Annotated in this window: 11 protein-coding genes and 1 tRNA gene; 3 read left to right on the top strand and 9 right to left on the bottom strand. The window is 32.0% G+C overall.

Annotated features, from left to right (window positions below; translation table 11 throughout):
• Together gatB and topA are read left to right on the top strand one after the other, a co-directional pair.
• On the top strand, positions 1–1,491 hold a 1,491-nt coding region (gatB, locus tag U9O55_02890; protein MEA2088758.1), incomplete at its 5' end, for an Asp-tRNA(Asn)/Glu-tRNA(Gln) amidotransferase subunit GatB.
• 253 nt (positions 1,492–1,744) lie between these two features.
• Complete coding sequence (gene topA / locus U9O55_02885; protein ID MEA2088757.1) at positions 1,745–3,952, top strand: type I DNA topoisomerase; 2,208 nt, start codon at positions 1,745–1,747, stop codon at positions 3,950–3,952.
• Between the two features lie 107 nt (positions 3,953–4,059).
• On the opposite strand, the gene U9O55_02880 is transcribed toward topA, so the two are convergent.
• Positions 4,060–5,940, bottom strand: a complete 1,881-nt coding sequence (locus U9O55_02880; protein MEA2088756.1) for a ribonuclease J — start codon at positions 5,938–5,940, stop codon at positions 4,060–4,062.
• A gap of 117 nt (positions 5,941–6,057) precedes the next feature.
• On the bottom strand, positions 6,058–6,738 hold the full coding sequence (locus U9O55_02875; GenBank protein MEA2088755.1) for a hypothetical protein: 681 nt from the start codon (positions 6,736–6,738) through the stop codon (positions 6,058–6,060).
• 144 nt (positions 6,739–6,882) lie between these two features.
• Here U9O55_02875 and U9O55_02870 point away from each other — a divergent pair, with 144 nt between their 5' ends.
• On the top strand, positions 6,883–7,161 hold the full coding sequence (locus tag U9O55_02870) for a hypothetical protein (protein ID MEA2088754.1): 279 nt from the start codon (positions 6,883–6,885) through the stop codon (positions 7,159–7,161).
• Between the two features lie 165 nt (positions 7,162–7,326).
• On the opposite strand, the gene U9O55_02865 is transcribed toward U9O55_02870, so the two are convergent.
• The 7 genes from U9O55_02865 to U9O55_02835 form a co-directional block, all read right to left on the bottom strand.
• Complete coding sequence (locus U9O55_02865; protein ID MEA2088753.1) at positions 7,327–7,623, bottom strand: hypothetical protein; 297 nt, start codon at positions 7,621–7,623, stop codon at positions 7,327–7,329.
• 291 nt (positions 7,624–7,914) lie between these two features.
• Positions 7,915–7,999: transfer RNA gene (locus U9O55_02860), tRNA-Leu, on the bottom strand.
• Between the two features lie 193 nt (positions 8,000–8,192).
• Positions 8,193–9,398 (bottom strand): DUF262 domain-containing protein, encoded by a 1,206-nt coding sequence (locus tag U9O55_02855; GenBank protein MEA2088752.1) that lies wholly within the window; start codon positions 9,396–9,398, stop codon positions 8,193–8,195.
• Between the two features lie 13 nt (positions 9,399–9,411).
• A complete protein-coding gene (locus U9O55_02850) occupies positions 9,412–10,416 on the bottom strand; it encodes a virulence RhuM family protein (GenBank protein MEA2088751.1) in 1,005 nt (334 codons plus the stop codon).
• Between the two features lie 130 nt (positions 10,417–10,546).
• Positions 10,547–10,837 (bottom strand): antA/AntB antirepressor family protein, encoded by a 291-nt coding sequence (locus U9O55_02845; GenBank protein MEA2088750.1) that lies wholly within the window; start codon positions 10,835–10,837, stop codon positions 10,547–10,549.
• 180 nt (positions 10,838–11,017) lie between these two features.
• Positions 11,018–11,839: a hypothetical protein gene (locus tag U9O55_02840; GenBank protein ID MEA2088749.1), complete on the bottom strand. Its 822-nt coding sequence runs from the start codon at positions 11,837–11,839 to the stop codon at positions 11,018–11,020.
• Between the two features lies 1 nt (position 11,840).
• Positions 11,841–12,158, bottom strand: a 318-nt coding sequence (locus U9O55_02835) for an adenine-specific methyltransferase EcoRI family protein (GenBank protein MEA2088748.1), incomplete at its 5' end; no start/stop codon positions are given.

Raw genomic sequence — 12,158 nt, 5'->3', positions numbered from 1 at the left:
CACGCGCAGTTGAAAACAAAGTCTAAAATGTTTTGCGCTTGTTCAAATGACGGTGAAAACCAGCCGCCTAATTCTACTATTTGCGAAATTTGCACTGGCCAGCCCGGAACTTTACCTGTGGCAAACATAAAAGCGATTGAATGGACAGCGCGCGCGGGGATTGCGTTGAATTGCAAAATAGCTGATTTTACAAAATTTGACAGAAAAAATTATTTTTATCCTGATTTGCCAAAGGGATATCAAATTTCACAATATGACTTGCCAATATCTTTTGACGGATTTTTAGATATTAATGGCGAAAAAATAAAAATTATCAGAATACATTTAGAAGAAGACACAGGAAAGCTTTTGCATCCTGATAAAAAAAATTATAGCTTGGTTGATTATAATCGTTGCGGAACTCCGTTAATGGAGCTTGTCACGGCGCCTGATATAACTGACGCAAAAACAGCAAAAAAATTTTGCCAGGAATATCAAAAAATACTTCGCTATTTAGAAATTTCAGACGCTAATATGGAAAAAGGACAGATGCGCTGCGAGGCAAATATTTCTATTCAAGAAAAAGGAAAATGGGAAAAAATTAATGATGAAATAAAACCGATTGGAAGCTATAAATTAAGCCCAAAAGTTGAATTGAAAAATATAAATTCTTTTAAAGCAATGGAAAAAGCCGTAAATTATGAAATAAAAAGACAAACAAAAGCTTTAGAAAATAATGAAAAATTACAGCAAGAAACACGAGGATGGGATGATAATTTAAATAAAAGTTATTTTCAAAGAACAAAAGAGTCTGCTGATGATTATCGCTATTTTCCAGAACCTGATCTGCCACCATTGGATTTAAGAGAGATAAAAAAGAAAATTAAAAAAGATCTGCCTGAATTGCCAGAAATTAAAATGAAAAGATTTGAATACGAATATGGTTTTAATAAAATTGACGCTGAAGCGCTCACGACTGATAAAAATTTGGCGGAATATTCAGAAAGAGTAATTTCTGAATTTAGAGCTTGGCTGGAAGCTGTTGACGGAATAGAAGGAACGCAGGAGGAAATTTGGAAAAATAACAGAAAAAAAGCAATTAAGATTATTTCAGGATGGCTAATAAACAGATTGGGAGGAATTATGAAATCAAACAGCGTTGAGATAAAAGATTTAAAAATTAGTCCTGAAAATTTTGCTGAATTTTTAACATTAATTTTTCAAAATAGAATTAACAGTTCAGCTGGAATGAAAATTTTGGAAAAAATGCTTACCGACGGCGAAGATCCGTCTGATATTTTAGAGCAAGGAGATTTTGAGCAGGTGAGTGATGAGTCAATTTTAGAAAACGCTGTTAAAAAAGCAATTGCTAACAACCAAAAAGTTGTTAAAGAATATAAAAACGGAAAAATAAACGCGATTCAATTTTTAGTCGGGCAGGTTATGAAAGAAACAAAAGGAAAGGCAGAGCCGCAAATTGTGAGAAGTATATTAGAAAAAGAATTAAAATAAATTATTAAGTGATTTTAGTTTATTAAGATAATATCAAAAATCAAATATTAAAATAAAAATTTATAAAATATTATTAAAAAATACAAGGATATAAGACACAATAATCAAACAAATTCCAAGATATAAATTCAAAATCCAAAATGTTTGAAATTTGAGTATTTAGATTTTGAATTTGTTTATATCTTTATTTTTTGAAATTTGTATCTTATATTATCGTTCTTACTTTTTTATTTTTATTTTTTAATTTGTAAATATGGATTTAATAATAGTTGAGTCGCCGACAAAGGCCAAGACAATCACAAAATTTTTAAAAAGAGGTTATAAGGTAACTTCTTGTTTTGGGCATATTAGAGATTTGCCAAAATCAAAACTTGGCGTTGATGTTGATCATAATTTTGAGCCAAAATATGTTATTCCTGTTAAGGCAAAAAAAACAGTTAAAGAATTAAAAGAAATAGTTAAAAAAATGGATAATGTTATTCTTGCTCCTGATGAAGACAGAGAAGGAGAAGCAATCGCGTGGCATTTGCTTTCAGCCTTAAAATTAAAAGAAAACAAAACAAAAAGAATTGTTTTTCACGAAATAACAGAAAGCGCGATTAAACAAGCTTTGAAAAATCCAAGAAATATTAATATGGATATGGTCAACGCCCAGCAAGCGCGCAGAATTTTAGATAGATTAGTTGGCTATGAGCTGTCGCCTTTTTTATGGAGGAAGGTCGTAAAAGGGCTTTCTGCCGGACGCGTTCAATCTGTTGCTGTTCGTTTAATTGTTGAAAAAGAAAGAGAAATTCAGGCTTTTAAAGAAGAGGAATATTGGAATATAGAAGCTAATTTTATTCAAGAAAACGAAAAAAATAAAGAGAATTTTTTTGTCGCGAAACTTGCGCGTATTAATGATAAAAGATTAGGCAAATTAGAAATCAAAAACAAAAAAGAATCTGACAAAATACTTAGTGATTTAAAAAACGCGAAATATGCTGTTTTAGATATTAAAAAACGCGAAACAAAAAAAACTCCGCCTCCTCCATTTATTACTTCCAGCTTGCAACAATCAGCGAACAATGGTTTTGGATTTTCATCTAAAAAAACAATGATGATAGCTCAACAGCTTTATGAAGGAATTAAATTAGGAGAGAAAAAAACAACAGGGCTTATTACATATATGAGAACCGACAGCGTTAATTTAAGCCAAAAATTTTTAAGCGAAGCAAAAGAGTTAATTGAAAAAATATACGGAAAAAAATATAGCTTGGCATCTCCGCGCTATTATAAAACAAAACAAAAAACAGCGCAGGAAGCCCATGAAGCAATCAGGCCGACTGAGGTTATTCACATGCCAAAAGAAATCAAACAATATTTGACCAATGACCAATATAAACTTTATGATTTAATTTGGAGGAGGGCATTGGCAACGCAAATCACAGAAAGCTTGATTGGCGCGACAGCTGTTAATATAAAAACCAATGACAAAAAATATCAATTTACTGCTAACGGAAATATTATAATTTTTGATGGATTTTTAAAAATTTATCCAGACAAAATTAAAGAAAATATTTTGCCTAACTTAAAAGAAAATGATTTGTTAAAATCATTAGCAATGAAAGCACTTCAGCATTTTACCCAGCCACCGGCAAGATATAACGATGCGAGCCTTGTTAAAGTTTTAGAAAAATATGGAATTGGAAGGCCGTCAACTTACGCGCCGACTATTGGCACAATTTTAACAAGAGGTTATGTTGAGCGAGAAGGAAAAAACTTAAAACCAAAAGAAATCGCTTTTATTGTAATTGATTTATTGGTCAAACATTTTTCCGATATCGTTGATTATGAATTTACCGCGAAAATGGAGGACGATTTGGATAAAATAGCTAGTCACAGCAAAGACTGGCATTTAATAATTAAAAATTTTTATAAACCCTTTAAAAAAAATCTTATGGAAAAAGAAAATGAGATTACTAAAAAAAATTTAGGAATGGAACAAGCAACAGATCAAAAATGCGACAAATGCGGATCCCCAATGATTATAAAAATGGGGCGGTTTGGAAAATTCCTGGCATGTAGTAATTTTCCTGATTGTAAAAATACAAAACAGATAAACGAAAAAGGCGAGATTGAAAAACCTGAATCAACAAATGAGAAATGCGACAAATGCGGATCCCCAATGATTATAAAAATGGGGCGGTTTGGAAAATTCCTGGCATGCTCTGGTTATCCTGATTGCAGAAACATAAAGCCGATAGTTAAATCCACTGGGGTTAAATGCACTGAATGTGAAAAAGGAGAAATCGTTGAGAAAAAAACAAGAAAAGGAAAAATATTTTTCGCTTGTAATCAATATCCTGATTGCAAATTCGCGCTTTGGAGTAAGCCAACAGGAGAAAAATGTTCTAAATGTGGGGGCCTAATGGTTTATGGAAAAGATAATACAGTCGTCTGTTCCAATAAAGAATGCAAATAATTTTTTTATTAGATAGCGCGTTAAAGAATTTTTTAAAAAATAAACAATTTTAAAATCCCCTTTTTGTAAAAAGGGGATTTTTATTGATAAATTTTACAATAATTATTTTATACTTCAATAATAACAGGTAAAACCATTGGTCTTCTTTTAGTTTTTTGATAAAGAAAACTTCCTATGTTATCACGCAAATTATTGCGAACATAAACCCAATTTATCGGCTTTTCTTTTGTTTTTTCTGAAATTATCGCTTTTGTTTTTTTACGGGCGTCTTCTATTAATTTTCTTGATTCTTTCATATAAATAAAACCTCTTGAAATAATATCCGGCTCTTGCATGACTTTGCCTGTTTTACTGTCAATCGTGACAATAATGGTAAACATTCCGTCTTTGCTCATTACTTGGCGGTCGCGAAGCACAATTTGCCCGATATCTCCAACGCCCAAACCGTCAACCATAACATATTCAGAAGGAACTTTGTTTTTTGTTAATGTTCCAATAGTTTTATTTTGTTGATTTTTATAAAACTCAACGATTTGTCCATTATCAGCGACAAAAATTTTATTTTTTTCAATCCCGACTTGCTCGCCAAGCATGGCATGCATTCTCAACATATAATGATTTGCTTCTATCGGCATAAGATACTCTGGTTTTAAAAGTCGCATCATTAATTTCAAATCTTCCTGTTTCGCATGTCCCCCAGCATGAACATCCATCATTTTATAATGAATTATTCTTCCTCCTTGGCGGACAATTGTATCTTTTAAAGATTGTATTGTTCTTTCATTTCCTGGGATCACGGAAGAGGAAAAAATAACTGTGTCCCCTTTTTTTAATCTAATGTTTCTATGCTCTTTGTTCACAACCCTCATTAAAAAGGCGTTACTTTCTCCTTGCGCTCCTGTTCCGATAATCATTATTTTGTTATCAGGAATTCTTCGCAAATCCTGATCCTCAACCAAAATTTTTGGATTAAATTTAAGATATCCTACCTTATGCGCGATTTCTACATTATTATTCATACTTCTGCCCTGCAAATTGACTCTTCTTCCATATCTTGCTGCAATATCAAAAAGTTTTTGTACACGGCTAATCTGGGAAGAAAAAGTTCCAATAATTACTCTTCCTCTAATTTTTTCAAATATTCTGCCCATTTCATTGCCAATTGAAGATTCAGAAATTTGGTAGCCAGGATCAGCGGCATTTGTTGAATCAGACATTAAAAGCAAAACTCCTTTTCCTCCTAATTGCGCGATGCGATTCAGATCAGCAGGCTTGTCATTAACTGGCGAATAATCAATTTTAAAATCGCCCGTATGAATTACTGTGCCAACTGGAGTATGAACAATTATAGCAAAACAATCGGGGATAGAATGATTTACTCTTAAAAATTCAACTGAAAAAGCTTTTCCTAATTGTATTCTAGAAGTTTCGTCTATTCTTGAAATATTTAATTTTGGCGCCTCGCGATGATCTTCTTGCCGCTTGCTAATAAGTCCTGCTGTTAAATTTCCAGTATAAATAGTAGGATTTCCTAAAATCGGCATAAGATGCGGAATTGCCCCAATATGATCATAATGCCCATGAGTAATAACAACTCCTTTAATATTCGCTGTTTTATCTTTTAAATATTCAACATTAGGAATAATATAATCTATACCAGGCATATTTTCTTCTGGAAATTGCACCCCCATATCAATAATCATTATATCATCTTCATATTGAATAACTGTCATATTGCGTCCAACTTCCTCAAGCCCGCCTAAAACTATGACTTTTAATTTTCCTTTTTCAAAAATTTTTTTTGCGAAATCAGGCTTTGCAATCGCTTGCTTGTCTGTTTTGCTTCTAAAAAATTTTTTTGGCGCCACGCGGCGCGTTGTTTTTATTCCGTGCTGAACCAATGTTTTTTTTACACTAGATAACTGATTTTCTTTTTTTTCAGTTCCTTGCCTGAATGGCGAAGAAACTCTTAATCTGTTTTTTAACATAAGTTAAAATAATTGTAAAATAAACAAATTAAATAATCTAATCTTAAATATATTTAAAATGTTTTTCTACTTTTTATTAAATTGCCTCTCAATTAGGCAAATGTGTTTAAGTTAAATTTATTCATTAGAAATTTTTTCAGCCATTTTCATAATAAAATCCTCAATCCATTTTTTATCAATTTTTTCTTTTACTCGCGATTTTTTTATGTCGCTAAAAAATTTTTCTATTCCTATTTTCTTTAAAGCTTTATATTCCAATTCATCCTGCTTATTTTTATCGTCTATATCTGAAACTGTATTTAAAGCTCTGTTTATATTTATTGAACCTTGTAAAAATTTATATAATTCTTCAAACGAAGAAAAATTTTCTAATTCTCCTTGTTTTTTATATTCTTGAAATTTTTTTTCTATTTCTTCTAATATTTCAGGAAAATATTTCTTTACTCTTTCTATCCCTCTTTGATAGGCGTCATTTTCTATCGCTTCTATATATTTTTCTCTTTCATTTTCTTTATCAATTTTTTTAATTTCATTATTAAATTCTTCTTGACGAAGATGACCCAGCTCATGAATTGTTATTCCTAATGATAAAAAAATATCTCCTCTTGGATATCTAATTTCAAAATCATTTGTGCCTTCTATAATACGGCCTGACCCTTGAATTTCAACTGGCCAGCCTAAAGATTTTTTTCTTTCACTTAAATTATCTGGTAATTTAGAAAACTCAATAATATTTTCTTTTTTTAAAAAATATTTAGGTTTGATATCTGGACTTAAAAACTTTTCTTGATTATTCATAAAAATTATTTATTGTGTAAAATTTTATACAATATATCTGAATTCTATTGACAATTAGGTCATTTTCTGCTATGATAATTTAATGTTATTTTAAGAGTGATAATAAAAAAAGAAAAAAAATGGAGGAGGGAAAAAATGAAAGATATGATAACAAAACTAGAAACACCGGAAAATTATAAATGCAGCCATTGTAAATCAACGGGATGCAAACTTTGGGGGGACATGGGAATGTTTATGTTCCCATCAACATTTCTTTGCGCAGATTGTTTGCGTAAAAAAAATCAGGGGAAAAACATAAAGAAGGAAGATAATATTATTGGCTGGTTTGCGCCAGCCATACCATACGAAGATGGATATGGATACTGGGACTTCAATGAAGTCCCGGAGGATGATTATCGGTGGTGGAAAAAATTGCCACTATAATCATACCATATTATAAACCTTATAAACCCTTTTGCGGAATATATTTCTGCATAGGGTTTTTCTTTTTTAACAAAAATTATTTTGATTTATAAATCTTGATATACAAATTGTCTAACGACAAAATAAGATCATAAGACAAGCGCGCTATTATTAATCGCGCTTGCCTTACAATAATCGTTTTTTAAAATATTTGCGGAAAAAATTCATTGCCATATCATATTTAATATAATATGACTTTTTTTTCTTATCCTTTTTTTGCTTAAAAGATAATACAGCGACTATGCCGCGAAATGGAATTGTTATTCGCGCGTCGCCGTCTGTGACAATCTCGCTTTCCATTGGAATTTTGGCAATAGTTTTGTTATTTTTTGAAAACAAAATCCAATGTTTATTTTGTTTATCCACTTTTTCAACAACAACATTGTCTATATCCTGAATAAACAAAATTTTTCTTAAAAACATAATAAGTGCTATCAAAAATAATATCGCTATTATGCAAATTAACACTATTATTGCAAATGATTGATTTTGATCCATCTACTTTTCTCCTTTTTTTATTTAGAATAAATATTTAACACAAATATTTTTTAAAAAGAACAATAAAAAAATTTAGTATATTACGTAAACAAAAAAATTTTAAAAAACTTGAGTGCGGATAAAAGGATTTCCTACCTGCCAGCAGACAGGGAACCTCCGCGACCTTGTAGCCACAAGCTCCTCAAGCTGAAGTCTGCGCCCAGCCATTTTTTAGTGTGGGAATAGGGAGATTTGAACTCCCACGAGAACAATTCTCACTAGCCCCTCAAGCTAGCGCGTCTACCAATTCCGCCATATTCCCAAATTTGAATTAACATAACGAAACACAATTTAAAACAAAATAGAAAAATACCAAAGTTCTTTGTTTTCGTCCCAATGACGACGAACTTGCTTTTCGTGAAAAAGTATTATTGAATTATTTTTTTTAGCCATATTTTGTAAAAGTATAAAGTAAAAAATGTAAGTTCACTTTTTATATTTACGCTTTTAGTATTTTATCGATTTCCTTTTGCTCTATTATGCCTTATACACAACATCTCACAATTCTTGGCTGTTGTTTTTCCTCCCTTACTCCAGGCTGACACATGATCGGCTTCCATTTCGTTAAAGCCCCATATTTTACTTTTGTTGGCGTCATGTCCTATAGAGCAATCAGGACAATTTGATTTGCCTTTGATTTTGGCTTTCTTTGTTTGCGCGGCGTAAACTGATTTTTTGGTTGCCTCATCAAATACGCGAACATTAAGTAGCTTTGTGTCGGCTGAACCACCGAGAATATACTCAAAAACGCCTTTTCGATTTTTGATATACGGGTCACTATAAAGATTTTGTACTGCTTTTAATACTTTAGCGGGATCGTAAGACCTCTTGTGATACTCTTCATATATTCGTCCCCATTCAAGACCGCGCATCTCGCTTTCAATATCAGTAAATACACTGGAAACCCAATCAATTATGCTGTTGAAATATATTTTGAGCTCTTTAATATTTTTATCCTTACGATGACTGCTCATATATTTTCCAATCGGTCTAGTATGTCTCGGATCATAATTCTTGTCTTCCCAATCCTTGCTTGCCCAATCTAACGCTCGTTCCAAAAAATCTTGACGATTGGCACTACCCTTTATATATGCGCTCCATTTTTGAATATTGGCGTTTTGACTATTACTAAACTCCTCCTTACAAAGTGTTATAAAAAAACCAGAATATACAGCATTCAATAACTCTTGATTATTAAGTGGAACACCGGCAATGTTGATTGTCTTAAACCATTCTTTTATTTCGCTTTCCGCCCCCTCACATTCATAAATAAGAAGTTTAGTTTCCAAAATCTTAGCTTTCTTGTCTTTTGCTATACCGCCAAAATATTGTTCCATACCATTCTCGTCTTTAATGGCAAATTTATCAGTTATAAATCGTCCAACGCTGGTAATGCGCTGTTGTCCGTCTAAAACTTCCAAATTATCATCGCTCACTTTATTAAAATAAATCAATCCTATTGGATACCCCCTAAGAATTGATTCAACAACAGCCATTTCTTTTTTACCGCCGTCAGAGGCATAGATATAGTTGCGCTGATATTCCGGTTGGATGGTCAATTTGCCTGACAAACCGAATAGCCCTTTACCTTCAAGTTCGTTATAAACAAAACCTTCGCAAATATCTTTAACGGTGATGTCGGTTTTTAAAATTGTTTTCATAGTATTTTTAAAATTATGATTTTATTTTTTTCTCTACCTCTTTTTCCAACAGCTTAATATTTTCCAGATATGATTTTTCAACGGGAGAGAGTGTTTTAGCTTGAAATTTTTTATACTCTTTGGTCGCTTTTTCAGCGGACTGTTTATAACTCACTTTACCTGCATTTTGCAAAACACCCTGCCCATAATTTTCAGAAAATTTATCTAATTCAACAACCCAATCAGCCATATACATTTTTTGTTTCTCTTTGGCTTTTATTTCCGCTAAATCAAAAAATGCCGAAACCATACGGTTAAGCCGAAATAATTCGTCTTCGGTAAGATAATTTTTTGCTATGCTAATTTCAGAATGTATCGGCAATGCTCCAGCAAATGTTGTAAGTCCCATAAAATCTTTTTCCGCATCAACGCGCGCGTGAATAGTTTCTGCGGCTGTTTGCTTGTTGGTCGCGTAATGAAGTTTATTTTGCACCACTTTGAAAAATTTAATTGATTCTTGGCTGTTTGGATTATAATCAATACTCGTGGCATAAAGATCAAGCACTTGGCGATAAAGGGCTTTTTCACTGCTCCGAATATCACGGATACGGTCAAACAGTTCTTTCCAATAATTGCCTCCGCCGTTTTCTTTAAGCCGTTCGTCGTCCATCGTAAATCCTTTGATAATATACTCTTTTAATTTTTGCGTTGCCCAAATGCGGAATTGCGTAGCAATTTGTGATTTTACCCTATAACCAAGAGATATAATTAAATCTAAATTGTAATGTTCTATATCGTAATTTTTTTCGTCCTTGGCAGTTGTTCGGAAATTCCGAACAACTGAATTACGCCGCAATTCCCCTTCTTTAAAAATATGCTTGATGTGTTCGCTAATATTGGCTTTACTTGATTGAAAAAGCTCAACAAGCTGTGCTTGGCTTAGCCAAACGGTCTCGTCTTTTATTTGCGCCTCAATCTTAATTTCACCGTCTTCGGTGTTGTAAATAATGATCTGATTTTTTTTATCTTGTTTATTCATAATTTTTATCTCTCGCAAATATATTTAATAGTGATATCGATTTTTACTTTACTTATTGTGGATATCACAATCCCATCACATAGCTTTTAGGCTTAAATAAGCAAAATTATTACATTTTTAAGGTATTTTATCACATGCTCATCACATCTGACAAAATGTATTCTTTGGGCAAAACTCGCCCGGTTTTGGAATCAATGATTTTGCCTATTTTATTAGGTTTTAACCCATTCCCAGAATTGGGAATGGCTATGAAATAATCCAAATCTTCAACAAAATCATATTTTTCTATTCTGTCGGTAATCCAAGTAGCAAATTTTTTACCAACGCCAAGCCAGCTGTGCAATTCACGCGCGTTAACAAATCTTTTCTTTTCGCCATTAAAATCTTTTTGGATGACTTTAATATTTATTAAATCGTTCATATTTTTATTTTAATATAACTTGTCGTATTATTTTTAGCTTGTTTATTCATAATTTTTATCTTTGGCAAATATGTTTGGCAGTGATGTCTATTTTTACTTTACTTATTGCGGATATCACAATCCCATCACATGATTTTTAGACTTAAATAAGCAAAATTATTACATTTTTAAGGTATTTTATCACATGCTCATCACATCAAATTTATGCCCAATATGGCATATATTCTTTTGCTTTTTTGTTTTTGTTAAATTTTCAATTATTTCATACTGTGCCTGTACTTTATCGTCCATTAAATAAGCAAAAAGATAAGTTGTTTTCACTAAATTGTGATGGAGATCAAAACTGTCACTTGCAAACTTTTCTAGGGCTTTGTCAAATTTCTCTTTATCTTTTTGAAGATCGAAAAATGCCAATTCTCCAAAGGGTCCACCATGTACCCCCGATGATAAGTTCGTATATTCAATTAATCTCTGTAATAGATACTCCTTTTTGAGACGCTTTAATATTTCATTTTTCTCGCTATTGTTGTTCGCTATGAGATAAAAGAAAATTTGCTCGATGCGAAATTCTTTTCCAACTTCACGAATTGATTTGTTATGTTCTCCCTTTGTACCCCAGTTAGTTTTTGTAGGATATACAGCTTTATTGTAGTTATTGATTTTGGTAAACGATTCAAGGTCTTCACTTCCCTTAAGTGTCTTGTAATATCTCTTGCTAACATCATCATTATCATCATTTAGGGCTCGTACATAAATATACAAATGTCTAAAATTATGCTCGATCATGGAACGAAACAGGATTGTGATAGCGTAAATATTTCTGCTTCCAAACGATTCTAAAATAGCACTATTCAAATAACCACTTTTGGGGACAAATGATAAGAGAGCTTTACTTGTATATTTAAACTTCGTCTTTCCTAAAGACTTAACAATCACAGGTAGAGAAGATTGGATTTCCTCTGCAAGTTTATTATTTAAATTAAAAAGATTTTCAATTTTCATATTATTTTTTCTTATGCTTGATAGCTAACCTGCTAAATAAATCTTTTCCATTCAATTTTGCATCTCCATTTCTTGGAAAACCCTCTGGTAAACTGTGATTTCGTAATTGTCCTAAGATTTCAAATTGTGCCGGATTATATTTATTAAGAAAACTTTTTGGCACACCCATTATACCACTGTAATCGGTCGGAATAGCATTGGTGTAAGGCACTTCAATTGCATCATAGTTATCGTATTTTTTATAACTATTCTCATTTTTTGATATTTGTTTATTATATTTTTTATTATCTGCTATTGTCATAAGTCGTAACTTTTGATG

This window comes from Patescibacteria group bacterium (assembly GCA_034660655.1).
GTDB lineage: Bacteria > Patescibacteriota > Patescibacteriia > JAACEG01 > JAACEG01 > JAACEG01.
Note: the sequence above shows the minus strand (reverse complement) of the source record. Positions and strands in the feature narration are given on the sequence as shown.

Bases quoted from the DNA above. Each gene is read 5' to 3' on its own strand.
- topA (MEA2088757.1), top strand. From the start codon at position 1,745: ATGGATTTAATAATAGTTGAGTCGCCGACAAAGGCCAAGACAATCACA.
- U9O55_02880 (MEA2088756.1), bottom strand. From the start codon at position 5,940: ATGTTAAAAAACAGATTAAGAGTTTCTTCGCCATTCAGGCAAGGAACT.
- U9O55_02875 (MEA2088755.1), bottom strand. From the start codon at position 6,738: ATGAATAATCAAGAAAAGTTTTTAAGTCCAGATATCAAACCTAAATAT.
- U9O55_02870 (MEA2088754.1), top strand. From the start codon at position 6,883: ATGATAACAAAACTAGAAACACCGGAAAATTATAAATGCAGCCATTGT.
- U9O55_02865 (MEA2088753.1), bottom strand. From the start codon at position 7,623: ATGTTTTTAAGAAAAATTTTGTTTATTCAGGATATAGACAATGTTGTT.
- U9O55_02855 (MEA2088752.1), bottom strand. From the start codon at position 9,398: ATGAAAACAATTTTAAAAACCGACATCACCGTTAAAGATATTTGCGAA.
- U9O55_02850 (MEA2088751.1), bottom strand. From the start codon at position 10,416: ATGAATAAACAAGATAAAAAAAATCAGATCATTATTTACAACACCGAA.
- U9O55_02845 (MEA2088750.1), bottom strand. From the start codon at position 10,837: ATGAACGATTTAATAAATATTAAAGTCATCCAAAAAGATTTTAATGGC.
- U9O55_02840 (MEA2088749.1), bottom strand. From the start codon at position 11,839: ATGAAAATTGAAAATCTTTTTAATTTAAATAATAAACTTGCAGAGGAA.